At 74.4% G+C, this 26,354-nt stretch carries 21 protein-coding genes; 10 read left to right on the top strand and 11 right to left on the bottom strand.

Annotated elements, in window-relative coordinates:
- Window positions 1-39 precede the first annotated feature (39 nt).
- Window positions 40-627 (bottom strand): GNAT family N-acetyltransferase, encoded by a 588-nt coding sequence (locus tag LX15_RS14605; RefSeq protein WP_253670114.1) that lies wholly within the window; start codon window positions 625-627, stop codon window positions 40-42.
- 150 nt (window positions 628-777) lie between these two features.
- Here LX15_RS14605 and LX15_RS14600 point away from each other — a divergent pair, with 150 nt between their 5' ends.
- Window positions 778-1,299, top strand: coding sequence for a DUF421 domain-containing protein (locus tag LX15_RS14600; protein WP_253670113.1), 522 nt, complete (start codon window positions 778-780; stop codon window positions 1,297-1,299).
- 79 nt (window positions 1,300-1,378) lie between these two features.
- Here the strand turns inward: LX15_RS14600 and LX15_RS14595 are convergent, their stop codons facing one another.
- On the bottom strand, window positions 1,379-2,860 hold the full coding sequence (locus LX15_RS14595; RefSeq protein ID WP_253670112.1) for an MFS transporter: 1,482 nt from the start codon (window positions 2,858-2,860) through the stop codon (window positions 1,379-1,381).
- A gap of 174 nt (window positions 2,861-3,034) precedes the next feature.
- Between LX15_RS14595 and LX15_RS14590 the strand changes: the two genes are divergently transcribed.
- Complete coding sequence (locus tag LX15_RS14590) at window positions 3,035-3,370, top strand: ArsR/SmtB family transcription factor (RefSeq protein WP_253670111.1); 336 nt, start codon at window positions 3,035-3,037, stop codon at window positions 3,368-3,370.
- Between the two features lie 553 nt (window positions 3,371-3,923).
- Window positions 3,924-4,430, top strand: a complete 507-nt coding sequence (locus LX15_RS14585; protein ID WP_253670110.1) for an RICIN domain-containing protein — start codon at window positions 3,924-3,926, stop codon at window positions 4,428-4,430.
- 95 nt (window positions 4,431-4,525) lie between these two features.
- Here the strand turns inward: LX15_RS14585 and LX15_RS14580 are convergent, their stop codons facing one another.
- The 4 genes from LX15_RS14580 to LX15_RS14565 form a co-directional block, all read right to left on the bottom strand.
- A complete protein-coding gene (locus tag LX15_RS14580; RefSeq protein ID WP_372502719.1) occupies window positions 4,526-6,424 on the bottom strand; it encodes a helix-turn-helix domain-containing protein in 1,899 nt (632 codons plus the stop codon).
- Entirely contained in the window at window positions 6,421-7,767 is a 1,347-nt protein-coding gene (locus LX15_RS14575; RefSeq protein WP_253670108.1) for an MFS transporter, read from the bottom strand. The genes LX15_RS14580 and LX15_RS14575 overlap by 4 nt, the downstream gene beginning before the upstream one ends.
- An 80-nt stretch (window positions 7,768-7,847) precedes the next feature.
- Window positions 7,848-8,615 carry a 3-hydroxybutyrate dehydrogenase gene (locus LX15_RS14570; RefSeq protein WP_253670107.1) on the bottom strand — a complete coding sequence of 256 codons (768 nt, stop codon included), beginning with the start codon at window positions 8,613-8,615 and terminating at the stop codon, window positions 7,848-7,850.
- 93 nt (window positions 8,616-8,708) lie between these two features.
- Window positions 8,709-9,335 carry a TetR/AcrR family transcriptional regulator gene (locus LX15_RS14565; RefSeq protein ID WP_253670106.1) on the bottom strand — a complete coding sequence of 209 codons (627 nt, stop codon included), beginning with the start codon at window positions 9,333-9,335 and terminating at the stop codon, window positions 8,709-8,711.
- Window positions 9,336-9,479: 144 nt separating this feature from the next.
- Between LX15_RS14565 and LX15_RS14560 the strand changes: the two genes are divergently transcribed.
- On the top strand, window positions 9,480-11,036 hold the full coding sequence (locus LX15_RS14560; RefSeq protein ID WP_253670105.1) for an MFS transporter: 1,557 nt from the start codon (window positions 9,480-9,482) through the stop codon (window positions 11,034-11,036).
- Between the two features lie 208 nt (window positions 11,037-11,244).
- On the opposite strand, the gene LX15_RS14555 is transcribed toward LX15_RS14560, so the two are convergent.
- The 4 genes from LX15_RS14555 to LX15_RS33930 form a co-directional block, all read right to left on the bottom strand.
- On the bottom strand, window positions 11,245-12,402 hold the full coding sequence (locus tag LX15_RS14555) for an NAD(P)/FAD-dependent oxidoreductase (protein ID WP_253670104.1): 1,158 nt from the start codon (window positions 12,400-12,402) through the stop codon (window positions 11,245-11,247).
- A 77-nt stretch (window positions 12,403-12,479) separates the two neighbouring features.
- Window positions 12,480-13,490, bottom strand: a complete 1,011-nt coding sequence (locus tag LX15_RS14550) for an RNA polymerase sigma-70 factor (RefSeq protein ID WP_372502718.1) — start codon at window positions 13,488-13,490, stop codon at window positions 12,480-12,482.
- A gap of 53 nt (window positions 13,491-13,543) precedes the next feature.
- A complete protein-coding gene (locus tag LX15_RS14545; protein WP_253670103.1) occupies window positions 13,544-14,149 on the bottom strand; it encodes a DinB family protein in 606 nt (201 codons plus the stop codon).
- Window positions 14,150-14,856: 707 nt separating this feature from the next.
- On the bottom strand, window positions 14,857-15,042 hold the full coding sequence (locus LX15_RS33930) for a hypothetical protein (RefSeq protein ID WP_464818591.1): 186 nt from the start codon (window positions 15,040-15,042) through the stop codon (window positions 14,857-14,859).
- 81 nt (window positions 15,043-15,123) lie between these two features.
- Here LX15_RS33930 and LX15_RS14540 point away from each other — a divergent pair, with 81 nt between their 5' ends.
- From LX15_RS14540 to LX15_RS14525, 3 genes are all read left to right on the top strand, one after another.
- A complete protein-coding gene (locus LX15_RS14540) occupies window positions 15,124-15,762 on the top strand; it encodes a DJ-1/PfpI family protein (protein ID WP_253670102.1) in 639 nt (212 codons plus the stop codon).
- Between the two features lie 586 nt (window positions 15,763-16,348).
- Window positions 16,349-21,604, top strand: coding sequence for a polyketide synthase (locus LX15_RS14530; protein WP_308213469.1), 5,256 nt, complete (start codon window positions 16,349-16,351; stop codon window positions 21,602-21,604).
- Between the two features lie 88 nt (window positions 21,605-21,692).
- On the top strand, window positions 21,693-22,703 hold the full coding sequence (locus tag LX15_RS14525; protein ID WP_253670101.1) for an SDR family NAD(P)-dependent oxidoreductase: 1,011 nt from the start codon (window positions 21,693-21,695) through the stop codon (window positions 22,701-22,703).
- 489 nt (window positions 22,704-23,192) lie between these two features.
- Here the strand turns inward: LX15_RS14525 and LX15_RS14520 are convergent, their stop codons facing one another.
- Window positions 23,193-23,507, bottom strand: coding sequence for a hypothetical protein (locus LX15_RS14520; protein ID WP_253670100.1), 315 nt, complete (start codon window positions 23,505-23,507; stop codon window positions 23,193-23,195).
- 26 nt (window positions 23,508-23,533) lie between these two features.
- Here LX15_RS14520 and LX15_RS14515 point away from each other — a divergent pair, with 26 nt between their 5' ends.
- From LX15_RS14515 to LX15_RS14505, 3 genes are all read left to right on the top strand, one after another.
- Window positions 23,534-24,763: a hypothetical protein gene (locus tag LX15_RS14515; protein WP_253670099.1), complete on the top strand. Its 1,230-nt coding sequence runs from the start codon at window positions 23,534-23,536 to the stop codon at window positions 24,761-24,763.
- 100 nt (window positions 24,764-24,863) lie between these two features.
- Complete coding sequence (locus tag LX15_RS14510; RefSeq protein ID WP_253670098.1) at window positions 24,864-25,505, top strand: ArsR/SmtB family transcription factor; 642 nt, start codon at window positions 24,864-24,866, stop codon at window positions 25,503-25,505.
- 1 nt (window position 25,506) lies between these two features.
- Window positions 25,507-26,262 (top strand): SRPBCC family protein, encoded by a 756-nt coding sequence (locus LX15_RS14505; RefSeq protein ID WP_253670097.1) that lies wholly within the window; start codon window positions 25,507-25,509, stop codon window positions 26,260-26,262.
- Window positions 26,263-26,354: the final 92 nt, after the last annotated feature.

The raw sequence follows: 26,354 nt of genomic DNA, 5'->3' as shown, positions 1-26,354 counted from the left end.
CTTCGCCACGGACGGGTCACCAGTGATCGGGTGAACGCCTCAGCGCTGGGCGACCGCGTCCGCTCCGAGCTGGCGGGCCTCCCACTCCCCGGCGAGGACGCCGAACACCAGCTCGTCACACCACTCGCCCTTGACGTGCTGGTTCTCCCGCAGGCACGCCTCGCGGCGCATCCCGAGCCGTTCCATCAGGGTGGCGGAGCCGGTGTTGCGAGCGTCGCAGCGACCGATGACCCGGTGCAGGTCCAGCTCGGCGAACCCGAGCCGGACCATCTCCTGGGCCGCCTCCAGCGCGAACCCCTGTCCGTGGTGGTCGGGGTGGAACACGAACCCGATCTCGCCCTGCCGGTTCCGGCCGCCGAGCCGTTCCAGCATGACGTCGCCGATCACCTGGCCCGTGTCGTCGCGCTCCACCGCGAGCCGCAGCACCGACTGGTCGTCGTCGATCCGGGTCATGTCCTTCCACCGGGTGACCGCTCTCCGCGCGTCCTCGGGGGAGAAGGGGTCCTCGAAGAGGTGCCGGACGACGTCGGGCCGGGAGTAGATGGCCAGGACGGCGTCCACGTCGGACGGGGTGAACGGGCGGAGCAGCAGGCGGGACGTCCGGATGGGGTACTCGGGGTGCGGCACCTCGTCACCCTAGGGTCACCTGATCTTGGGGTCGACGTGTCCCGCCTGTCCCTTCGCGAGGTCCGGTTTGTCCGCCGTTCGGGCGGACCGTCACCCGTCGGGGTGGTGGTGGGTCGCTTCAACGGCGGCGGCGCGGGGAATCGCTTCGCCATGGACTGGTCGAGTGTGTTCGTCCCGGACACGCCGTTGCTGGAGATCTTCATCCGGGGCACCGTGATGTACCTGGTGATCTACTTCCTGCTGCGGCTGGTGTTCAAGCGCCAGGCCGGAACGACGGCCATCACCGACCTGCTCGTCATCGTCCTGCTCGCCGACGCGGCCCAGAACGGGATGGCCGGCGACTACAAGGCGGTGCCGGACGGGCTGCTGCTGGTGTCGGTGATCGTGTTCTGGGCGCTGGTGCTCGACGCGGCGGCGTGGCGGTTCCCGAAGGTGGAGAAGATCGTCAAGCCGCGTCCGCTGCTGCTCATCCGCAACGGCCGGCTGATGCGGGAGAACATGGCCAGGGAGCTGTTGACCGAGCTGGAGCTGTTCAGCCAGCTCCGGGAGCAGGGCGTGACCCGGCTGGCCGACGTGTGGCGGGCGCAGATGGAGCCCGACGGGCGCCTGTCGGTCATCACGCAGTCCGGCCGGGGCAAGCGGCCACACAACAGGGGCGAGCGCGTCACCTGAGCCCGGACCGGACCCCGTGTTCCGGGCGGGCCGACGTGGTCGGGGCGGCCCCGCGAGGTGCGGGGCCGCCCCGACGTGTTCACACGACCGAGGGAGTGTTGACGACGATCGGCTCATCGTCCCCCGGTGTCTTGGCGGCCGGGGGAGGGGACGTCGGCCGCCGGGGCAGGGCCAGCGCGACGAGCGCGCCCACCACCATGCCCGCCGCGGCGAGGAACACGGCGACCCGCATGCCGTCGGCCGTCGCGGACCGGAGCTGCTCGCCCGTCGCCTCGCCCAGACCGGAGTTGGCCACGGCGACCAGCACGGCCAGGCCGACGGCGTTGCCCACGTTCTGCGTCGTGGAGGCCATGCCGGAGGCCACGCCCTGCTCGCCGGGGGCGACACCACAGGCGGCGGCGATCCACATGCCGGTCCACGTGATGCCCTGGCCGACCCCGGAGACGACCAGGCCGGGCACGATGACGAGGTAGCCGGCCCCCGGGGCGAACCCGAGCAGCATCACGACGGTGCCGACCACGCCGACGAGCAGGCCCACGAGCAGCGTCGTGCGCGTCCGCATCCGGGTCGCCATGCGCTCGCCGAGCTGCGTGCCCGCCGCGATCGACAGCGAGGGCACCAGGAACGCGAGACCGGAGGTCATCGCGTCGTAGCCGTGCACGTTCTGGAACAGCACGGTGAGGAAGTACGGGAGCGCGCCGAACGTGCCCATGTAGAGGAACGTGATGGTCATGCCGGCGGCCAGGCTCCGGTTGCGGAACAGGCGCAGCGGCATCAGCGGGTCCGCGCTGCGCGCCTCCACGAGGGCGAACAGCGCCAGCAGGGCGACGGCGAGCACGGCGCTCACGACGATGCTGGTGGAGCCCCAGCCGGACTCCGGTCCCCGCACGAGGACGGAGACGAGCAGGGTGACGCCGGCGGTGACCGTCACCGCGCCGGGCAGGTCGAAGCCGCGGCGCTCCCGCCGGGGCTCGTCGCGGGGGATGACCGCGAGGGCGGCGAGGGCCACGACGCCCGCCAGCGGCACGTTGACGAAGAAGACCGCCGACCAGCCGAACGCGTCGGTGAGGACGCCGCCGAGCAGGGAGCCGAGGGTCAGGCCGCTGGCCCCCGCGCCGCCCCAGACCGCCAGGGCGCGGTTGCGGCGCGGCCCCTCCTCGAAGAGCGTGTTGATCAGCGACAGGGTGGCGGGGAACAGCAGCGCGCCGCCGACGCCCTGCGCCGCGCGCGCGGCGATGATCACCAGGGGGTCCCACGCGAGGCCGCCCACCAGGGACGAGCCGGCGTAGAGCAGGACGGCGACCACGAGCATCCTGCGGCGGCCGAACAGGTCGGCGGCGCGTCCGCCCAGGAGCAGGAACCCGCCGCAGAACACGGTGTAGGCGCTGACCACCCACTGCAACGTCTGCTCGGAGAAGCCGAGTCCGGAGCCGATCTCCGGCAGCGCGACGAACACGATGTTGAGGTCGAGGGAGATGATCATCTGTGCCAGGGCCAGGACGGCCAGGCTCCAGCCGAGGCGGCGGTGGCCGGCCCCTGGCTGGACGGGGGAGGAGGACATGACGGGATCGGGCCCTTCGTGACGGGGGAACGGGCGACGGAAGCTACGTCCGTACGAGGAAAGTCGTACGGTCGGACCGTACTAGAAAATACGTACGGTTGTCGATGATGTTCGTCGAGCCTGGTCACGCGGGATCGTTCGACCGTACGCGTACGATCGCGCTACCCTCGGGGAGTGATCGCCCAGCACCCGGGCCGGGAGCAGATCCGGCTGGAGAACGTCCTCAGCGCGCTCGGCAACCCGATGCGGCTGGAGGTGGTGCGGGTCCTGGCGGCGGAGGGGGAGCGCGCGTGCGGCGGCCTCCTCCCGGGCGTCTCCCGTTCCACCCTGACCCACCACTGGCGCGTCCTCAGGGACAGCGGCGTCATCTGGCAGCGCCCGTCGGGGCGGGAGAACCTGCTCTCCCTCCGTCGGGAGGACCTTGACGCGCGGTTCCCCGGGCTGCTCGACGCCCTGCTCGACGCCGCCGAGGCGAACGCCGCCGCCGTCGCGCGGGACGCGAACCACTGACCTCGGGTGTGACGGCCCCTCGCCGCGCGGTGCCCCGCGCTGATGGTGGATCTTTTCCGCGAGGACCGACCGGCCGCGACTAGTCCACTGTGGACTCAAATGTGCGGCGGATGACGACGGCTCCCCTCGCTGTCGTGCGGTCGACCGACAGCGCGCGACATCCTTCTGGCCCAGTGCGTGGTATCCGCCTCGTGGCGCTCGGGAAGATTCCGGCCTTCCGGCAGCCGAACGGGTTCACGGGTCTCGGCGAACAGGCCGGCGCGCGTGGTCCTTTCCGCGCGCCACTGGTCGTCCCAGTGCGAAAGTCGTGATCACTGACGATGCCGGCACTCTCTGTCCGAACGCTTGACGCCCGCTTTCCGCACGCCCAATGATGATCACGTGTGCTCCCCGGGAACGGCGAGCACGGACGAGGGGGTGTGCGACCGACGGGAACACAGGGGTTTCGGTCACGGTCCTCGCGTTTCCCGCCGGATTTTTCATGTCGTCGTGTGAGTGGGCGCTCCCTCGCGGAAAGGCAGACATCCGTCCTCTTCGTTGTGAAGGAGATTCCATGCCACGCCTGCTTCGCGCCCTGACGGCGGGGGCCTCCGTGATGGCGGCGTCCCTCCTGGTGGCGGCCCCCTCGGCCTCGGCGGCGCCGCTGCCCGGCGGCCCGTACACCTACGCGGCCCTGCACAGCGGAAAGTGCCTGGACGTCTTCGGCGGCAGCACGGAGGACGCGGCCAAGGTCATTCAGTGGGGCTGCAACGGCGGCACCAACCAGGGTTGGTACAACGAGAAGTTCCCCGACGACGCCATCGTTTTCATCAACCAGAACAGCGGGAAGTGCCTGGACATCCTCGCCGGCTCCACGGCGAACAACGCTCCTGTCGTGCAGAAGACCTGTAGCGGCGGGGACAGCCAGCGCTGGTACCTCATCAATCACGGGTACGGCGTCTTCAGCTTCCAGAACAAGAGCACCGGAAAGTGCCTGAGCGTGGTCCGGGCGAGCCAGGACGACGGCGCCGAGGTCGTCCAGGCCAACTGCGACCTGGCGAACAACCAGCGCTGGCAGTAGTTCCTCGGGTGGGACCTTCCGGTTCGACCGGCAACCCCGACGTGCCGGGGTTGCCGGTCGTCCTCGGTCCTCCGAGGGCGGCCCAGGGTTCGTGATCAGTCGGTGGCGGCGAGCTGGCGCAGGCGCAGCGCGATCTGGATCTCCAGCGCGTGGTCGGGCTCCTGCCAGTCGCGGCCGAGCAGGGTCCTGACTCGGTCCAGGCGCTGCACCACCGTGTTGACGTGGACGTGGAGCGCGGACGCGGCGCGGGTCAGGCTGGCTCCGTGCGCGAAGAAGGCGTCCAGCGTGCGGACCAGCTCGGTGCCCCGCCGGGCGTCGTAGTCCAGGACCGGGCCGAGTGTCGCGGTGACGAAACCGTCGACGTCGGCCCGGTCGCCCAGCAGCACGCCCAGGAAACCCAGTTCGGCCAGGGAGGCCCCGCGTCCACTGTGGCCGGTCGTGAGCATCGCGCGGAGGCAGCGCGTCGCCTCCGCGTGCGCGGCGGCCAGGGCGGGCGGCCCGGCGGCGGGGCCGGCCGCGCCCACCGTCACCGGGCAGCCCACGGCGGCCCCGAGGTCCCTGGCGGCGGCCCGCGCCGCGTCGCCGGGCGCGTCGCCCGGCAGCACCAGCACGACGTGCGCCTCGTGGCCGCCGGCCAGGCCACCCGCGGCCCGCGCGTGCCGCGCCGCCGCCGCGGCCAGCCGGTCCCTGACCTCGGCCGAGGCGTGCCCGACCAGCACCACGTGCTCGGACCGCAGGTCGACGCCCAACCGCCCCGCCCGCGCCACCAGCCCGTCCTGGTCCCGTCCCGGCGCGCTGACCAGGTCGTTCACCAGCTCGCCGCGCACCCGGTTTTCGGCCTCGGCCATCGAGCGGCGCAACAGCAACGACAACGCGGTCACCACGCCCGCGCGCTCGAACAGCCGCCGGTCGGCGTCGCCGAGGTCGGGGCGCCCGGTCAGCACGACGCTGCCGAGCAGCTCCGCGCCGGCCGACACCGCGCACACCCAGCCCTCGGCGGCCGGGACCGCGTGGCCCGAGGCCCGCGAGGCGGCCACGGCGGCGGCCGGCGCGGGAACCGGGTCCGCGTCGATCCAGGCCAGCTCCACGCCGTCCGCGTCGTGCACGACGATCCCGCCGCCCAGCACGGCCGCGACCGCGGCGGCCACCTCCCGCACGTCCGTGCCGCGCAGCACCAGGTCCGTGAGCTGGTCGTGGGCCTTCTCGGCTCGGCGCATGGCGGCGTTGTGCGCGCGGATCGTCTCGTGCGCGGTGTTCAGCTCGGCCAGCGCGGTGCGGCTGTCCTCCAGCAGCCGGGCGGTGTCCAGGGCGATCGCGGCGTGGTCGGCCAGCGAGGACAACAGGGCGACCTCGTCGGGGGAGAACGCGCGCGGGGCGCGGTCGGCCGCGAAGAGCACGCCGATCACCCGCTCACCCACGGTCAGCGGCACGCCGATGATCGCCACCAGCCCCTCGTCCAGCACGGCGGCGTCGATCGGCCGCGTGTGGCGGAACCGGGGGTCGGTGGGGTAGTCGGGGGTGGCGTAGGGCCGGCAGGTCTGCGCCACGAGACCGCCGAGCCCTTCCCCCATCCCCAACCGGAGCCGTTGGAACAGCGCCGAGACCGACCCGTCGGTGACCCGCATGAAGGTGTCGCCCGCCGCCGGGTCGTTCAGGCTCAGGTAGGCGACGTCGGTGCCGAGCAGCATCCGGGCGCGGTGCACGATCGACCGCAGCACCGCGTCGGTGTCCCGCAGGGCCGCGAGGTCGCTGGCGGTGTCGAACAGGGCGGCCAGTTCGGCCTCGCGCCGCCGGTGCTGGCGCAGCGCGCGCTCGATCCTGGCCGCGGCCTCGGCGGCCCGTTCGACCTCGGCCAGCTCGCCCCCGGCCAGGCCCGCCGCCCGCGCCGTCGCCGTCACCTCGGCGAACGACTCGGCGGGGGCGCCGGCGGCGAGCAGGTCGATCATCCGGCTCAGTGCGGTCGTCAGCGGTGTCACGGCGCTCACCGCGCTCATGCTGGCACGGACGGGGTCCGTTCCCGTTCCCCGCCGCCGGCGAGGTCGGTGGCGAGGTCGCTGCCCCGGGTCTCGCGCGCGGCGAGGACCGCCACGACGGTGAGCACGGCGTTGACCGCGACGTAACCGGCGACGACGGTGGCGGAGCCGAACGCCCCCAACAGCGCGGTGGCGATCAGCGGCGCGACCGCGCCCGCCGCCAGCGACGCCATCTGGTAGCCGATCGAGGCTCCCGAGTACCGCACTCCCGTGCCGAACAGCTCGGAGAAGAACGCAGCCTGCGGCCCGTACATCATGCCGTGCAGCACCAGCCCGACCGTGGTCGCGAAGGTGATCACCGCGAAGGACCCCGTGTCCAGCAGGGGGAAGAACGCGAAGCTCCACACGCCGACCCCGACCGCGCCGGCGAGGTACACCGGCCGCCGCCCGAACCGGTCGGAGACCGCGCCCCAGAACGGGATCGCCGCGAAGTGCGCCACCGACGCGATCAGCACCGCGTTGAGCCCCGTGGACTTGGGCAGGCCCAGCGGCCCCGTCAGGTAGACCAGGATGAACGCCGTGATCACGTAGTAGGACACGTTCTCCGCCATCCGCGCGCCCATCGCGACGAGCACCTCGCGCCGGTGCTCGCGCAACACGCGCACGATCGGCGCCCTCGCCTGCCTCGGCCGCTCCTCCGCCGCCCGCTGGGCGGCCAGGAACAGCGGGGACTCGGACACGGCCAGCCTGATCCACAACCCGATCAGCACCAGCACGCCGGAGAGCAGGAACGGCACCCGCCACCCCCACGCCACGAAGTCCACATCGGACTGGAGCGCGGCCAGCGCGGCGAGCACCGCCGTGGCCAGCAGGTTCCCGCCGGGCGCTCCGGCCTGCGGCCACGACGCCCAGAAGCCGCGCCGCGCCGGATCACCGTGCTCGGAGACGATGAGCACCGCGCCGCCCCACTCGCCGCCGAGCGCGAACCCCTGCACGAGCCGGAGCAGGGTGAGCAGCAGCGGCGCGGCCACCCCCACCGTGGCGTAGGTCGGCAACAGTCCGATGAGGAACGTCGATCCGCCCATGAGCAACAGGCTCAGCACGAGCAGTTTCTTGCGTCCCAACCGGTCGCCGAAGTGCCCGAAGACCAGGCCGCCCAACGGCCGCGCGCCGAAGCCGATCGCGTACGTGCCGAAGGCCAGCAGGGTTCCGGTCAACGGGTCGCTGTTGGGGAAGAACAGCTTGTTGAACACCAGGGCGGCGGCCGAGCCGTACAAGAAGAAGTCGTACCACTCGATGGTCGTGCCGATCAGGCTGGCGGCGACGATTCTGGGCAGGGAACGGGAGGGAGGGGAGGCGCTCAAGGCGGGTCACCACACTTCGTTGTGTCGCGGTGGGAAAGCGGCGCGTCGCACGACGCGGGCAGGGGGAGGGACCGGCGAGGTCAGTTCGCGGTCCAGCCGCCGTCGACCGGGAGGGAGGCTCCGGTGACGCAGCCCGCCGCCTCGCCGCACAGCCAGAGCACGAGCGCGGCGACCTCCTCCGGCTCGACCAGCCGCTTCACCGCGGGGCGCTGGAGGAACACCTCGTCGACGACCTCGTCCGGCGCGATGCGGTGGGCCTCGGCCTGCGCCGCGATCTGCCCCTCGACCAGCGGCGTGCGGACGTAGCCGGGGTTGACGCAGTTGCTGGTCACCCCGTACCTGGCGCCCTCCAGCGCGGCCACCTTGCTCAGCCCCTCCAGCGCGTGCTTGGCCGAGACGTAGGCGGCCTTGTAGGCGCTGGCCCGCAGGCCGTGCACGCTGGAGACGTTGACCAGCCGGCCCCACCCCCGCGCGTACATGTGGGGCAGGCAGCGCCGCATCAGCAGGAATGGCGCGGTGACCATGACCTGGTGCAGGTGGGCGAACCGCTCGGGCGGGAACTCGTGCAGCGGGGCCACGTGCTGGAGGCCCGCGTTGTTCACCAGCACGTCGACCTCGTCGGGCAGCGTGTCGATCACGCCGGCGTCGGCGAGGTCGACCACGTGCGCCCAGCCGTCGACCTCGTCCGCCACGGCGAGCGCGCGGTCGCGGTCCCGGTCCACGACGTGCACCTTGGCCCCGGCTCCGGCCAGGGCGACGGCGCACGCCCGCCCGATGCCGCCGCCCGCCCCGGTCACCAGGGCGACCCGGCCGGACAGGTCCACGGTGTGAGCTGAGCCACGCGTCATGGGCGATCACGGTAGGTGGCCGGAACCCGGACGCCTACGTGGTCGCCCCACACAGTCCTCGGCGAACCTGTGGTGGACGCCGCCAGGGGTGTGTCACTCGGACGGGGTGAGGATGGCGGCGAACACCGTGCGGATCTGGTCCCGGGAGGGCGGGGCCGGCGAGGTCAGGCCGCTGACGAGCAGGCCGTCCATCGCGGCGGACAGGGCGTGCGCCTTCCCGAGTCCGGTCAGCGGGGCCAGCACGGCGACGTCGATCCTGGTGTAGGACGAGGCCAGCTCGCGCAGCTCCGGCCGGCGCATGGCGGCGGTGCACAGCTCGTACTCGACGACGAGGTCCTGCCGGTACTCGGCGACGCTCTCGTGGACCAGGTCGGTCAACCCCTCGACGAGCCGCTCCGGTGAGGCGTCGCCGACCTGCTCGCCCCACTCGTGCATCCACGCGCGGTAGCGCTCGACGAGCCGGTGCAGGGCGGCCTTGAGCAGGTCGTCCAGGCTCGCGAAGTAGTACGTGGTCGAGCCGAGCGGCACGCCGGCCTCGCGCGCGACCGCGCGGTGGGTGAGCCCGGCGATCCCGTGTTCCCGCAGGACCGCCTCGGTCGCCGCGATGATCCGCTCCCGCCGGTGCGGGTCGGCCGGTCCTCGGCGCGCGGCCATCAACGTCTGCCGCCATGCTCGCGGGCGGCGGCGGCGCGGTGGGGGCTGGCGGAACTCATCGGGCACCTCCGGTCGTTTGTGTACTACAGTACAAATAAATGTACATCTGTACACAGAAGGGCCCGGCCGGCACGCGGCGGCGCGGCCCGCCGCCGGGGGGCGGTCGAGGGGCGCGCCGCGACATCCGCCGGTCGGCAGGACGGAGAACTCATGACACGGGACGGGAGCGGGCCGATGACGCCCGGCGGCGACCGGCAGGGCAGGGCGGGCCCCCGCGAGTGGGTGGGCCTGGTCGTGCTGATGCTGCCCGTGCTGCTCATCTCCGTGGACATGACGGTGCTGGGCTTCGCCGTGCCCTACCTGAGCGAGGAGCTGCGCCCGTCGGGGCCGCAGCTCCTGTGGATCGTCGACATCTACTCGTTCCTGCTGGCCGGCCTGCTGGTCACCATGGGCACGGTCGGCGACCGCATCGGCCGGCGCAGGCTGCTGCTGATGGGCACCGCCGGTTTCGGCGTGGCGTCGCTCATGGCCGCCTACGCGCCGGACGCGGCGACCCTGATCGCCGGCCGCGCGCTGCTCGGCGTCGCCGGCGCCACGCTGATGCCCTCGACGTTGTCGTTGCTGCGCAACATGTTCCACGACGAGCGGCAGCGGCTGTTCGCGATCGCCACCTGGGGGTCGGCCTTCAGCGCGGGCGCCGCGCTCGGCCCGATCATCGGCGGCTGGCTGCTGGAGCACTTCTGGTGGGGGTCGGTGTTCCTGATCAACCTGCCGGTCACGGTCGTGACGCTGGTCGTCGCCCCACTGCTCGTGCGGGAGTACCGCGACCCCAGCCCCGGCCGGTTCGACATCCCCAGCGTCGTCCTGTCGATGCTGGCCATCCTCCCCGTCGTCTACGGCGTCAAGACCGTCGCCAAGCGCGGGCTGGCCGTCACGCCGATCCTGACGATCGCGTTCGGCCTGCTGGTCGGCTACCTGTTCGTGCGGCGGCAGAAGAAGCTGGCCGACCCGATGATCGACGTGGGGCTGTTCCGCATCCGGCGGTTCAGCGTCGCCATCGGCACCGACCTGATGGTGGTCTTCGCCCTGACCGCCTCGCTGTTCCTGATCCCGCAGTACCTCCAGCTCGTCCAGGGGCTCACCCCGCTGCGGGCCGGGCTCCTGCTGCTGCCGGGCGCGGCGCTGGCCATCGGCGCCGGGTTCGTCGTGGCCGCCGCCGCCCGTCACGTCGGCATGGCCACCCTGATCGCCTTCGCGCTGGTGCTGGCGGCGCTGGGCTTCGTGGTGCTGGTGTGGCTGCCGCCCTCCCACGGCGTGCTGGTGGCCAGCGTGGCCTTCGTCCTCGTCAGCTTCGGCGAGGGCTCGGTCATGACGTTGACCAACAACACCATGCTGTCCACGGTGCCACCGGAACGCGCCGGCGCGGCCTCGGCGATCTCCGAGACCGCGATCGAGTTCGGCGGCGCGCTCGGCGTCGCCGTGCTGGGCAGCCTCGCCACCGCCGTCTACCAGACCGAGCTGACCTCCGTGCCCGGTGTGGACGAGACCAGGATGGAGGCCGCGCGGGAGACCCTCGGCGGCGCCCTGGTGACCGCCAGGGAGGTGGGCGGCCCCGCGGGGCAGGCGCTGGCCGACGCCGCGCGCGCCGCCTTCACCGACAGCATCCACGTGACCAGCGCGATCGGCGCGGGGCTCCTGCTCTACGCGGCGCTCCAGGCGTGGGTCCTGCTCCGCCCCGAGCGGGCGACGGCGCGGTCCGGCCGATAGGGCCGGTGGGTCCAGTGGGGCAGGGGGACGCCTCGATCGTCCACAGAGGACATTCGAGGCGTCGCCCCTCGGTGTCGCCCCTCGGCGTTGCCGCTCCGCGCGCGCGGAGCGGCAACGCCGTCACCGGGCCAGCCTCTGGCCATGCCAGGCTGAGGAGTTGTCAGGCTGAGGAGTTGTCAGGCTGGGGAGATGCCAGGCTGGGGAGTTGTCAGGCCGAGGAGCGCGGAGCGCGGCGCCGGTGGGGCAGGTAGGGGCCGGGCCGGCGGGCGCTGAACGCCGCGCCGCGCGTGATGACCTCCTTGAACCGCGCCGAGACCCGCCCGGTGAGCACCCGGTCCACCGGGCTGTCGTCGGCCCGCGTGAACTGGGTGACCCCGTCCCGCCGCCCGAGCGAGACGTTCTGCCAGAAGTAGCGCACCCTCACCGGTTTCGGCGTCCGTCCGGTCAGGACGTCGGTGATCGCATCCGCGACGTACAGGCCCATCGGCAGCGCGGTCTGACAGGACAACCTGGTCTCCGCGCCGTCGATCGCCGCCGCGGCCGCCGCGTCCCCGATGCCGTAGACGTCGGGGTGCGACACCGACCGCAACGTCTCGTCCACGACCATCCGGCCCCGGTCGTCGACCGCCAGACCGGCCCGCGCGGCCAGGTCGGGGACCCGGAAGCCCGCCGCCCACACGACCGCGTCGGCCTGCCTGTCCCGTCCGTCGTCGAGCAGGAGCGCCCCCTCGCCGACCTTGACGACCCGGCTGTCCTCGTGGACCCCGACTCCCAGCCGGTCGAACGCCCGACGGAGGTGGTCCCGCGCGCTCGCGCACAGCCAGTCGCCGACCCCGCCGCTGGTGAGCAGCTCGACCCGCAGGCGCGGGTGCGACTCCGCCAGCTCGGCGGCGATCTCGATGCCGGTCAGCCCGCCGCCGACCACCGCGACGACGCCGCCGGACGGGAGCGTCGCCACGTGGGCCCGCACCCGCTCGGCCTGCTCGGTCTCGGCGACCGTGAGGGCGTGCTCGGCCACGCCGGGCACCCCCGCCGTGTCCGCCCCGCTCCCCAGCGCGTAGACCAGCGTGTCGTAGCCGACGGCGTGCGGCGCCGCGTCCAACCGGACCGTCCTGGTCGCGAGATCCACGGAGGTCACCCGCGCGACGACCAGCTCGATCCCCGCGGCGGCGGCCAGCGGGGCCAGCGGGTGTTCCCGCAGGTCCTGCCCGACCGCGAGCTGGTGCAGCCGCACCCGCTCCACGAACCGGTCCGTCGCGTTGACCAGGGTCACCCGCACGTCGGGGCGCCGCAGCCTCGCGGCCGCCCGCCGCGCCGCGGCCAGCCCCGCGTAGCCGGCCCCCAGGATCACGAGTCGATGCGACATGTCGTCCACCCCTTCCTTGCCTGCCCCCTGAACCGGGCAGCCGGCCGGTTCGTGACAGGGCGGAGGGGTGAGGGTCGTCACACGAGCTGTTTCGTCAGGTACGCGAGCTTCTCCGGGTTGAACACGCTGCGCACGGCGGTGACGCGGCCGTCGTCGTCCGTCTCGACGGTGACGACCGCCGCGAGCACGCCCCCGAAGCGGAGGAGCGCGGCCGGCTCGCCGTTGACCTCGGCGATCGTCGCGGTCAGGTGCGCGGCCTCCGGCCGCTGGCCCATCCCGAGCAGGTACCGCAGGACGCGGTCGCGGCCCAGGACCGGCCGGCGGGCCGCCGTGACCGCGCCGCCGCCGTCGGCCCACGACCCGACCTCGTCGGCCAGCAGCCGCTCCAGCTCGGCCACGTCGCCGTGCAGGGTCGCGGCCAGGAAGCGCTCGACGACCCTGCGGTGGTGTCCACTGTCGACGGAGTACCTGGCGCGCGACTCCCCGACGCGCTGCCGCGCCCTGCGGAGGAGCTGGCGCGAGTGCGCCTCCTCGACGTCGAGGATCTCGGCGATCTCCCGGTGGCTGTGCCCGAACGCCTCCCTGAGCACGAAGACCGCGCGCTCCGGGGGCGTCAGCCGCTCCAGCAGGACCAGCAGGCCGAACGAGACGGACTCGCGGCGCTCGACCGTCTCCAATGGACCGAGCGCGCCGTCCTCGGTGAGCACCGGCTCCGGCAGCCACGGGCCCACGTAGCTCTCCCGCCGCGCCCTGGCCGAGGCGAGCTGGTTGAGGCAGAGGTTGGCGACGACCTTGGTCAGCCAGGCGGCCGGCGACGCGACCAGGTCGCGCTCGGCGGCGTCCCACCGCAGGAACGCCTCCTGCACGACATCCTCGGCCTCGCTGGCCGAGCCGAGCAGGCGGTAGGCCAGGCCGAGGAGGCGGGGTCGGTGCTCCTCGAACACCGCCACGGCCGATCCGTCCGGCCCGACGGAGCCGTCCGGCCCGACGGAGCCGTCCGACCCGACGGAGCCGTCCGACCCGACGGACCCGCCCGGCCCGACCCGCCCTGTCCGCTCCTGCGCCGCGTTCGCCTCCGACGGTTCCACGCCGGCGATGCTAGGTCGCGCGCCCTCGTCCCGGGCGCGATTCGTTCGTCAGGTCACTGCCCTGTCCGCGACGCCACACTGCCCATCGTGAGGTGCGGGTACTCCGGGATGAGCGGGGCGCCCACGGCCGAGACGAGGTCGAGGGCGCTCGCGCCGTCCAGGGACTCGCGGATGACGTCGGCGTGGCCCGCGTGCCGCGCGGTCTCCTCGACCAGGTGGAACACGACCCACCGAACCGTGCGGCCCGCGCCGGCGGGCAGGAGCGGGCTCATCGGGGTCAGATCGACCCGGCGGCCCAGGTCGGGCTCGGCCGCGACCACGGCGTCCGTCCGCTCCGCCGCGGCCGCGTAGTCGGCGAGCAACCGGTCCAGCGTCTCGTCCGGGGTCATCCGGAACGCGTCCCGCTCGTCGGGGAGCCGGACCTCCTCTCCCGCCACCAGGTCCATCCACGTGCTCTCGACCTGCCCGGCGTGCTTGACCAGCGCGCCGAGGCTCAGTCCGCTGGCGCTCGGCGTGGCGGCGGCCTGCGCGTCGGTCAGCCCGTGGACGGCGCGCCGCAACGCGGCCCGTTGCTCGGCCAGGAACGCCAGCAGCGCGTCCCGCTCGTCGGTCACGTCGCGCACCATGGTCGGCACCGCCACCACGTCCCCTCGTCGCACGTCGGATCGCACCGGCGAGACGACCAGACCGAGCGCGGAGCGCGCAACCCCCTTCGCGCTCCGCGAAAACCGGTCGTCAGCTCGGTGTGGAGCCTTCGCGAGCGAACAGGCACCGGAGCTGGCGGTGCGGGGGTTGGCGGGGGACCTGTTCGACCTGTTCGTGGACGGGGCGTTGGGGTCGCGGGCGACGGCGTTGTCCGTTCGGGGCGCGAGGTTGGTCGACGCGGTGGTGGCGCCGTGTGAGACCCGTCGGGGTTGGCGGCGGCGGTCGCGGTGGCCGTGGTCGTCGAGGGCTTTCCCTTGGCGGAGTGGGAGGTGGGCGCGCTGGCGTTGGCGGAGGTTCGGCCTGCCGCGACGTGGCGACCGGTCCGGCGACAACGGCTCCCACACCGCCCCGCGCCGCATCCCACCCCCGACTTCTTGCCCAGGAGCCAGGACTCCGCCGGGCCCCAACAACAAGATCCACCAGACACGCCCTGGCGCGGTAGCGACACCGCCAGCGGCTGACCAGACCGGGGGTGCGGCGGCGGGCGCGCCGGCGGTGTGTTCGCTGGGTGCGGGCGGCGGCGCGGCGGGCGGGTGCTGGTCGGTTGGTGGCGGGGGTGCCGACCGAGGCCGAGGCTGGGCGGCGGCCCGAACAGGTTCGACCGCGTGCAGGTTCAACCGCGTGCCCCACTCCCGACCCGGCACGACGGGCGTACAACCCGTCACCGCCACCCGTGCCGCGTCGAACAACGGCTCAACCCCAACGGCGGCCGCGGCCCCACCTCCCGCGCCGTGCCCAGCGACATCCCGCCCGAGCCGGTCACCGGGTTCTGCGTCCTCCCGCGCTCACCCACGATTCGGAGCGCCGCCGCCCGGGGCGCGGTGACCGTCGGGTGTGGACGCCACATCGGTCGCGAGAGGGATGTCCTCCCGGTACCCCTTCTGATCTTCTGCGGTCATCACCGTCACCTCAGGGACAAGGACTCAGCATGCGCGTCGTGATCCCTCTCTTCCCGTCCTTCACCGCGCTCGACGCCGTGGGGCCCTACGAGGTCCTTCGGCTCGTGCCGGGCGCGGAGGTGCTGTTCGTCGCGACCGAGAAGGGCGAGGTTCGCGCCGACAGCGGCGCGTTGGCGATCACCGCCGACGCCGCCCTCGACGAGGTGGACGCCTGCGACGTCCTCGTCGTCCCCGGCGGCGAGGGCAGCCTGGCGCCGCCGCCGGAGCTGGTGCCCTGGCTGGCGAAGGTCCACGCGACCACGCGGTGGACGGCCTCGGTCTGCACCGGCTCCCTGCTCCTCGGCGCCGCCGGGATCCTCGACGGTCTGGACGCGACGACCCACTGGGGAGCCGCGCAGCGGTTGGAGGCGTACGGCGCGCGGTTCCTGCCCGAGCGCGTCGTGTTCCAGGACGCCCACCGGGTCGTCACGGCGGCCGGCGTCTCGTCGGGGATCGACATGGCGCTGGCCCTCGCGGCGAGGCTGGCCGACCAGGTCACCGCGGAGGGGGTCCAGCTCGCCATCGAGTACGACCCCCGGCCGCCGTTCCACGCCGGCGCGCCGAGCCAGGCGTCGCAGCCGGTCCGGGCGCGCGCCGTCGAGATCCTGCGTGAGGCCGCGAGGGGCTGAGGCTGGCCGCCGGGCGGTCACGGGGGTGGGCGGCGCCAGTCGCCCGCCCCCGTCCTGTCCCTGAAGGGGTCGGGGAACGGCGGTCTCCTCGTCGCGCGCACCTTGTCCACAGTGGACATATCGCGCGTTCCTCGCCCTTTCGGCGATACCCGCTTATCCCTCGCGAATTCGTGGATGTTCTGAGGAGGGAAAGAGAGGTCCGGTTGTCCGCCGGGGACCGAGCACAATTGTCGATCTTGTCCTTGCGCGGGCAACGAACGATCTTGGAAAACGGGGCGCGCCGCGCCGAACCAATGGGTGAACCGCCCTTGCCCGGTGGGGGGAGCGCGACCGGTCGGCCCGATGACTCGACAGGATGACCTGGCTTGATCGGCCTGGGGGGCTTGGTCACGATGGGCGGCGACCTCCGGCGGGGCAGGGCGTTCGGCGGAGGCGGGAATTGATCCGTCGGCCGCGCGGGAAGCGCGGCGGGCGGGGCCGGACAACGCGGGGCCGGACAACTGTCGGCCGGACGAACAGGTGCGCTGTGGCGCCCGATGCGGCGAGGTGACATCGAGCGCGGGAGAAACCGGGTGGGAGGACTGGCGTGGACAGGGTCGTCCGTGGCGGGGCGCCGGGAATCGGGGCGCGGGAAAGCCATTCGCCGGAGGGGGGTCGACGACTCGGCGACCACCCGGTCGCGATCGTCGGCATGGGCGCGGTGTTCCCCGGCGCCGCCAACCTCCGCGAGTTCTGGCACAACGTGGTGACGGGACGCGACTGCCTCACGGACCTCCCGGCGACGCGCGGAGCGCCGGACGGAGCGACACCCCGCAGGGCCGGCCTCCTGCCCCCGGTGCCCTTCCACCCGGTGGAGTTCGGCCTCCCGTCCACCGTGGCGCGGGTGGCCGACGCCCGTCACCTCCTCGCCCTCGCGGTGGCGCGCGCCGTGGTGCGGGACGCCGAGGCGGACGGCGCCGCCCGGTGCGACCGCGCCCGGGTCGGCGTGGTGCTCGGGGTGGGCCTCCCGGCGGTCGGCGGGTCCCGGGCGCGGGACGCCGCCGCCGACCCCGACGAGGCCCGCTTCCCCGGCCTCCCCCCGAGGGACGTGTCGGGGTTCGTCGCCGACCGGTTCGGTCTGGGCGCGCTGAGCTGCGACGTCGTCGCCGGCGGGACGAGCGCGCTCGCCGCCCTGCGGGTCGCCGTGTCCGAGCTGGTCGAGGGCAGGGCCGACATGATGATCACAGGGGGCTGCGACCTGCTCGACGCCCTGGTCGACCAGGGCGCGCCGGTCCTCCGGCCGCCGGCCGGGCCGGGCTGGTCCCCGGGACCGGAGGACCCGGCCCCCGGCGAGGGCGTCGCGATGCTGGCCCTGCGCCGCCTGGCCGACGCGCGGCGGGACGGCAACCGGGTCTACGCGGTGCTCCTCGGCCTCGGCGCGGCCCGCGACGGCGGGAACCCCGGGAACCGCGGGAATCCCGAGGTCGACCCGCCGGGCCGACGGGAGCGGCTCGCGGCGCTGCGCGCGGCGTTCGCCGACGCCGAGGTGGATCCGGCCTCGGTCGGGCTCGTCGAGGCCGACCGCCCCCGCGTCGTCGCCGCCGACCTCGTTGAACTGTCCTCTGTGGACGAATCAGGCGCCGAGGACCCGCGCGGACGGAGGCGGGGACGAGGGCTCTCCGTGCTCGGCGGCGTCGCCGCGCAGATCGGGCACACCGGGGCGGCGGCCGGCGCGGCCGGCCTGGTCAAGGCCGCGCTCGCCCTGCACCAGAAGATCCTGCCGCCGACGACGGTCGACCGGCCCGACCGGCCCGACCGGCCCGACCGGCCCGACCGGCCCGACCGGTCCGTCCGGCTCGACCGGGGGTGGCCGGTGGGCGACGGCGGCCCCCGGGGCACCCCCGTGGCCCTGCCGTGGATCAGGGAGCCCGTCGGACGTCGCCGCAGGGCCGTCGTCTCCGTCGTCGACCCCTGCGGCGCGAGCGTCCACTGTGTGCTGGAGGAACACGACGGCGAGCCCGTGGTGACCGGGGTGGCCGGTCCCGCCGCGCGCGTGACGGTCTGGTCCGCGCCCGACGTGCGGACCCTGCTGCGCCGGCTGGACGAGGACACTCCCGTGGAGCCCGACGAGATTCCGCCAACCCACCCCAGGATCGGTGTCGTGCACCGCGACCGGGCGGAACGGGCCGTGCTCGTGGAGCGGGCGGCGGCCCGACTCAGGGCGAACCCGGGCGGGTGGGGGTGGAGCGACCCGGCCGGCGTCGCGTACCGCCGCGCGGCGTTGGCGCCGGAGGTCCGGGTGGCCGCGTTGTTCGCCGGTCAGGGCAGCCAGTACGTGAACATGGGCCGGGCCGCCGCGGTGTCCGTGCCGCCCGTCCGCGCCGCGTTCGACACCATGAACCTCTTCTTCGCCGACACCGAGCCCCTGTCCCGGGTGGTCTTCCCGCCCCCGACCGACGATGAGGGGACGGCCGCGCGTCAACGGGAGGCGTTGCGCCGCGCCGAGTACGCCCAGCCCGCGATCGGCGCGCTCGCGGCGGGCCAGTTCCGGTGGCTGAGCGAGCGGGGTTTCCTCCCCGCCGGGTGCCTGGGGCACGGCTTCGGGGAGCTGACCGCGTTGTGGGCCGCCGGGGCCTTCGACGACCTCACCTTCTGCGCGCTCGCCCGCGCCAGGGGGGCCGCGCTGGCTCCGCCCGTCGGCGCGCCACCGGACTTCGACCCTGGAGCCCTGGTCGCGGTGGCCGCGGACGAGGCCACGGTGCGCCGCCTGATCGCGGAGTTCCCCTACCTCGTCATCTGCAACGTCAACGCCCCCGACGAGGTCGTGGTCGGCGGGGTCACCCGGCAGGCGGAGCAACTGGTCGAGGCGTGCCGGGAGGCGGGTGTGCGGGCGCGGCGGCTGCCGGCGTCCGCCGCCTTCCACACGACGCTCGTCGCCCACGCCGTGGACGCGTTCCACGCCGCCGTGCGCACCCGGGAGATGTTCCCGCCCCGCATCCCGGTCCTCGCCACCACGCCCGGGGCGGAGTACGGGGCCGACGTGGTGGCGAACCGGAGGGTACTGGCCGAGCAGCTCCGCCGTCCGGTGGCGTTCGCCGACCGGCTGCGCGCCCTGTACGACCAGGGGTGCCGGGTGTTCGTGGAGTTCGGCCCGAACGCGGTGCTCACCGGCTTCGCCCGCCGCACCCTCCCCGACCCCGACGTGCTGTGCGTGGCGACCGACGCCGGCCCCTCCGGCGACTCGGACCTGGCGTTGAAGCGGGCCGCGCTCACCCTGGCCGTCGCGGGCGTCCCGCTCCGGGGGCTCAACCGGGGCCTCGACAGGGAGGCTCCCACGCCCGCGCGGACCGGTCGGGGGGACGTGATCGTGATCGGCGGCGCTTCGGTGTCTACTGTGGACAATCAGGCGGAGGCGTCCCCGCCCGTCCCGTCGTCAGGAGCCGGGACGTCGGTGCCGGCGGAGACGTCGGTGTCATCGGTGTCGTCGGTGTCGTCGGCGCCGGCGGAGACCGGCCCACTGTCGGTGGTGGCGGTGCCGCCGGGGTCGGCCGTCGAGGTCCCGCCGAGGGACGAGGGCGCGCTGCGGTTCGTCGCCCAGCGGCTCGCGCTCTACGACGAGTTCCTCAGTGGACAGTCGCGGATCGTGCGCGAGGCCATGGCGGCCCTCGCCGGCCGGCCGGACGGGGCGCGCCCCGGGGCGACACTGGACCACCTGCGGATCTACGGCGAGACGTTGGCCGACGCGCACGTCCGCGCGGGCGACGCCCTGCTCGACTTCCTGCGCACGTCCGACCCGAGGGCCGCCACCCCCTCCACGGCTGTGCCGTCGTCCGACGGGGCGCCGGTCCCGCTCCCACCGGTCGCCCCCGTGGAGCTGCCGGCTCCCCGGGAGAGCGTCCCCGTCGAGTCGGTCGGCCCCGCCCCGCCCGGTCGATCCGGTGAACCGGACCCGCCCAGGGAGCGCGGCGCCCGGCCCGCCCCACCCCCGTCGCCGTCGCACACGCCGGACGAGCCAGGGCCAGGGGCCTCCGCGCAGGGGCAGGACGGGGAGTGGGACATCGTCCTGGACCCGGGAGTGGACACCACCGGGGAGGGCGCTGCCGGCGGCACCAGCGGTGCCGGCGGTGCGGCACCCACCTCCGACGGGACGACCGCCTCCCCGGAGAGTACGGGCGAGAACGTGGCCGAGGACGGGAACGGAGCGCGGCCCGCCACGGCCGGAGACGCCGCGCCCCCGCCTCCGACCATCCACTGCCGCCAGGTCGTGAGCCGGGAACTGGCCGACGCGGAGATCGACACCGGCGCCTACGTCCCCGGCGCGGTGGCGCTCGTGGTGGACGACGGGTCGTCGACCGCGCCCGTGGTCGTCGAGGCCCTGCGCGCGTCGGACATGCGGGTCCACGTGCTGGTCCTGCCCGGCGCGGCGGACCGCGAGCCGGCCGACGGGACGCGGCGGCTCCTCGGCTGGGACGAGGACGAGCTGGCAAGGGCCGTGTCCGACCTGGTGGCGACGACCGGACGGCTGGATGTGTGCGCGCAGGTCGCGGCCACCCCGGTGGGCTCGGTCGAGGACAGCGTGCGCCGGCTCACCCACGCGTTGCTCGTCGCCAAGCACACCCAGCGCCACCTGGAGGCGAGCGCGGGCGAGGGGCGGTCCGCCTTCCTCGCGATCACCCGCTCGGCCGTGACGTCGGGCGCCACCGACGTGGACGTGCCGAGGACGCTGCTGGGCGCGGTGTCCGGGCTGGCGCGGACGCTGGCCGTCGAGGCGCCGACGCTGTTCTGCCGCTCGGTCGAGCTGAGCGCCGAGCTGGACGACCACACCGTGCGCCGGTTCGTCACGGCCGAGCTGCTCGACGTCGACACCTCGGTCACGACCGTCGTCTACCACGACCACCGCCGCACCACGCTCGACCTGGCCGGAGCCGACGAGCCGGAGGCCGGCGCGGCCGGGGACGCGGCCCGTCCCGGAGCGGACGACCTGCTGGTCGTCACCGGCGGGGCCAGGGGAGTGACGGCGCACTGCGTGACCGCCCTGGCCCGCGCCTTCCCCTGCCACCTGCTCGTCCTCGGCCGGACGCCGCTGGCGGAGGAGCCGGGGTGGGCGGAGGGCCGCGACGGGGACGACCTCCTCGCGGCGGCCGAGGCGCACCTCGGCGACCAGGGCGGCGCGCCCACGCCGGAGGAGGTCGATCGGTGGTGCTCGGCGGTGCGCGCCGGACGCGAGGTGCGCCGGACCCTGGCCGCGTGCGGCCCCCGGGTCGAGTACCTGCCGGTGGACGTCCTCGACCACGCCCGCCTGCGGGAGGCCCTCGCGCCGCACGCCGACCGCGTCACCGGGGTCGTGCACGGGGCCGGCCTGCTGGTCGACCGCCCCCTGGTGGACAAGACCGCCGAGGAGGTCCGGCGGGTGCTCGCCACCAAACTGGTCGGGCTGGACAACGTGCTCTCCGTGCTGGGGACCGAGCGGCTCCGGCACGTCGTGCTGTTCTCCTCGGTCGTCGGGCTGGTCGGCAACCGGGGGCAGGCCGACTACGCGATGGCCAGCGAGGGGCTGAACCGTTACGCGGTCGCGTTGCGCGCGTGCCTGCCCACCGCCCGCGTCACGTCGGTCAACTGGGGGCCGTGGGCCGCCGGCGCGGGGAGCGCCGAGCTGGCGGAGCTGGTGGCCGCGCGGGGCGCCGCCCTGCTGCCGCCCGAGAGCGGGGCCGAGATGTTCGTGCGGCAGTTCGGCCCGCCCCGCGCCGACAACGGGATCGTCGTCATCGGCGCGGGCGCGTCCGGTCCGTGGGCGGACGCCCCGCCGGGGCGGGCGGCACCGGGGTCCGTGGCCTCCCCCGAGACCAGCGCGGCCGAGAAGTGAGGAGGGGACCCGGGGTGCGAGCGTGCGCCGAACCTGCCGAACCTCCGGTGACGCGGTGCGCGGCGTCCGCGCCGGTGGGGGAGGGGTGATGTCGCCGCCGAGGGCGTGGTCGGTCCTGGCCCTGTGCCGCCGCCTCCGGCTCGCGGTCGCGACGGGCTGCCCGGCCCTGCCGGAACGGAGTCCACAGTGGACAGACGAGGCCCTCCGCCGGCGGGACGAGGTGCTCGCGGCCCTGCGGCGCGCGCTCGGCGTGGTCTGGCCGCCGCCGGACGAGCGCCGGCTCCGCGCGGCCGTCGCGGGCAGGACCGTGCTGGTGACCGGCGCGTCCTCGGGGATCGGCAGGGCGACCGCCTGCCGGCTGGCGGCCGCGGGGGCCACGGTGCTGCTGGTGGCCCGCCGGCGGGACCGGCTCGACGCGGTCCGCGCCGAGATCGTCCGCGCCGGCGGCGCGGCGCACGCGTACCAGGTGGACCTCGCCGACGTCGCGGCCGTGGAACCGCTCGTCCGGCGCGTGCTCGCCGAACACGGCCACGTGGACGTCGTGGTGAGCAACCCGGGCGGCTCCGCCGGCTCGTCGGACCGCGTCGCCGACCACACCGCCGACCACACCGCCGACCACACCGCCGACCGCGCCCGCGAGCTGGCCCGCACGATGAACGCCCACTACCGCGGCCCCGCCCGCCTGCTCCTCGGCCTGTTGCCGTCGATGGTGAGGCGCGGACGGGGACAGGTCGTCCACCTCGGCGCGGTCGGCGCGGCCGTCTCCCCGCCGCGCTGGTCCGCCCACCACGCCGCCAGGGCCGCCTTCGAGGTCTGGCTCGGCGCGGCGGCCGACGCGGCCTCGGCCGCCGGCGTGGTCACCACGACGATCCGGTTCCCGAGGCCTCGCGTGTCGAGGGGCGTGCCGGCCCTGGTGCTCGGTCGGCTGCCCGCCCTGGCGCCGGCCGAGGCCGCCGACGCGGTGTGCCGGGCGATCGTGCGCCGTCCCCGGCTGATGAGCCCGTGGTGGGTCAGGCTCGGCGAGGTCCTGACCGCGCTGACGCGCGGGCCGATCGACACCGCGCCGTGGTGGTCCGCCACCCCGAACTGGCGGGGCTGAGTCCCGGGACCCACGCCTGTCCTCACCCGGGAGAGGCCACTCGTTCGGCGCAATGAATTACGGTCGGGTTGCGGGACAGGGACGAAACATCGCGCAGTCCACAGAACGGGAACACCTCACTCAACGTGTGCGTCGGATCACACCGAGCGCCGTGATCGACTGGCGTCGTACTCCGTCCGCACAGCCGGCTCCCAGCGCTCCCCGTCCCTCTCCGCCTGGTGAGTGAGGTGCCGCCGTGACGTCCCGTCCCTCCCCGCGTCCCCGTCCGCCCACCGGCCGGCGCTGGGCCCTGCCCGTGCTGACGCTGGTGCTCTCGGCCTCCGCGCTCACCCTCGTCCACGCCGTCACCGCAGGCGACGGGACGTCGCCGGAGCCGCCCGGCAACGGCTCCTCGGGCACGCGGCAGGTCATCGTCCCTGGTTCTGGCGGTCGCACCTCCACGGCCGTGCCGGGCGCCCGGCCCCGTTCTCCCGGCGCCGCGGTGGCCGGTCAGTCCGAGGGGTCCGTGAGGCAGGAGTCGGCCGGTGGCCAGGAAGTCCCCGACGAGGGGGTCACCGACTCCGCGCGACAGGAGGGCCAGGAGGGCGACGCCACGACCTCCGGCGGGTCCACCGGACAACGGACCTCGTCCGAGGGCTCCGCCGCGCGGCGGTCCTCCACCACGGCGCGGTCCTCCCACTCCGCCCGGCCATCCAGTTCCGGACGACCGTCCATTTCCAGCCGGCCCTCCAGCAGCTCCGGCGGTTCCAGCGGTTCCTCGTCGTCCTCGTCCGCCCGCCCCTGCATGGACGGCGGGGTGGTCATGAGCCCGTCCCCGGTGATGGGCGCCTGTGGACGATGACCCGCGCCTCCCGCCCGCCGGCGACCGGACAGCCGCACCGGACGCCGTGGCGGGCGGGACCAGCAACACGATGGCCGGCGAGGCGGTGTCGTCGGTCCAGACGCGGGACGTCCACGGTGGAATCCACATCCACGTCGAGAGTGGACGGCCGAGGCGGCGTCGCTCCCGGCGGCTGCCGAGGAGGTGGCTGGCCCTGGCCGTCGGCCTGGCCCTGGCGGCCGGCCTCATCGCGGCCTCCCAGCTCCGGCGGGGGGAGGACCCGGGCCGGGGGCCGATGGTCGTCGACGGCCGTGGGGGTTTCGTCTGGGCGCACGACCCCACGGCGTCGCGTTACCGCCCGGTCGCCCAGAAGAGCATGTACGTCTACAACTCCGCCGACGCGGCCGACGTGGAGATCGTGCGGGAGGGCGTTGGCGAGTACGCCGTGCGCTTCGGCGGGTTGGGCGTGGCCGGCGGCGTGGCACACGCCTCGGCCTACGGGCCGACGAGCGACTTCTGCGTGGTCGCGGGGTTGGCCGAGGAGGGCATGACCGAGGTGGTCCGGGTCCGGTGCTTCGACACCGGGGGCGCGCCCGTCGACGTCCGCTTCGTGGCCAGCTTCGCCCACCGGTCCGTGGGGGACGGCCGGTTCTCCTACCTGTGGGCCGAGCCGAGGAACGAGCGGTACCGGCCGGGGGACCCCGCGACGCGGTACGACTCCACGGGCGGCGTCGCCTGGGTGGAGCGACGGTCGGCCGGGCAGTACCTCGTCCACGTCCCCGCCTCGGCGGGCGTCCCGACGGCGAAGCAGTTCTACCAGGTCACGGCGCGGGGCGACGGGCCGGCGCACTGCAAGCTCGCCGCCCCGCCCGCGCCGTCAGGGGTGCAGCAGGTGACCTGTCGGGACGTGCGGGGAGAACCGGTCGACCACGCGTTCCTGCTCAGCTTCTCCGCCGGGTCCAGCGTCATCGGCCGCACCGACCGCCACTTCGGCAACGCCTCCAGCGCGGTGGACGCGGACGTCATGCGCGTCGAGACGGGCTATTACCGCGTCCGCTCACGGGAGATGGGCAGCCCGAGCGGTCACGCCACCGCGTCCGCGCTCGGCGAGTCCGACGCGTACTGCCACGTCGAGAACTGGGTTCCGGACGGCGCGGACCTCGTCTCCGACGTCCGCTGCTTCTCCGCCTCGGCGCACAGCCCGACCGACGCGGCCTTCTTCATCGGCACGAGCTGGTAGGCCCTGCCCCCCGCCGGCCCCGCTCCGGCCACCGCGGCCCGCCCACCGACAACTCCACTCGTCTTGACAAATTTTGTTGTCGGCAGGCACCGTGGAGGACGTGAAGGACGTCGCGGTGATCGAGGACCCCGCCGCGGCCGGGGTCTCCCTGGACCCGGTGCGGGCCAGGTTGTTGGCCGAGCTGGCCGAGCCGGCCTCGGCCACGGTGCTCGCCGCCAGGGTGGGCCTGCCCCGGCAGAAGGTGAACTACCACCTGCGGGCGCTCGAACGGCACGGGCTGGTCGAGCTGGTGGAGGAACGGCGCAAGGGCAACGTCACCGAACGGGTGGTGCGCGCGAGCGCCGCCTCCTACGTGATCTCACCGTCCGCGCTGGCCCCGGTGGAGCCTGATCCGGAACGCGCGCCGGACCGGCTGTCGGCACACTGGCTGGTGGCGCTGGCCGCCCGCCTGGTGCGGGACGTCGGCGCGCTGCTCTCCGGCGCGGCCAGGGCCGGGAAGCGGGTGGCCACGTTCGCGGTCGACGGCGAGGTGCGGTTCGCCTCGGCGGCCGACCGCGCCGCCTTCGCCGAGGAACTGGCCGGAGCGGTCACCGCCCTGGTCGCGAAGTACCACGACGAGCACGCGGAGGGCGGACGCGCGCACCGGGTCGTCGTCGCCGTCCACCCCGCCGTCCGGCCCCAGCCCGGTCAGACACAGCCCGATCGGACACAGCCCGATCGGACACAGTCGAAGGAGACCTGACATGCCCCGAGAGTTCGAGCTGCGCAAGGAGACCAGCCTCGACGCCAGCCCCGACGAGGTGTGGGACGCGATCGCCACCGGCCCCGGCATCTCCTCATGGTTCATGGGGCCGCACCAGGTCGAGCCCGGCGTCGGCGGCCGGATCACGCTCGACATCGGCGACTTCTCCGAGGCGTCGACGATCACGGCGTGGGACCCGCCGCACCGGCTGGCCTACCGCGGCGACCCGGCGCCGGACGGGACCTTCCACGCCATGGAGTACCTGGTCGAGGGGCGGGACGGCGGCAGCACCGTGCTCCGGTTCGTGCACAGCGGCGTCCTCGGCGACGACTGGGGCGAGGAGTACGAGGACCAGACCAGCCACGGCTGGGACATGTACCTGCACACCCTCGGGGAGTACCTGCGCCACTTCCGGGGCCGGCCGGGCACCTACGTGTACGCCCACTGGTTCGACGTGCCCGAGGGGCGCGACGCGTGGGCGCTGCTCACCGGCGCGCTCGGGCTGTCGGGCCCGGCCGCGGTGGGCGACCGGGTGCGGCTCACCCCGGAGGGGCTCGCGCCCATCGAGGGCGTCGTGGACTACGCGAGGCCGGACCAGCAGGCGTTCCTCGGCGTCCGGGGGAGCGAGGGCATGTACCGGTTCTTCGGCGGCGCCGGCCACGTCGCGGTGGGGCACCACCTCTTCGGCGAGGGCGTCGACGCGAAGTCGGAGAGCGAGAGCTGGAGGGCGTGGCTTGGCCGGGTGTTCGCCAGCTAGGCGGGACGGATCTCGGCCGCGCACTCCGCCGTTGTCGCGGTGGGACGGTCGCTCCGGCGAGAAACAGAACCCTCCACTGTGGACGCCTGTCC

Origin of the sequence: Streptoalloteichus tenebrarius (assembly GCF_024171885.1) — a bacterium.
Lineage (GTDB): Bacteria > Actinomycetota > Actinomycetes > Mycobacteriales > Pseudonocardiaceae > Streptoalloteichus > Streptoalloteichus tenebrarius.
This window is presented reverse-complemented; position numbering and strand designations above follow the sequence as displayed.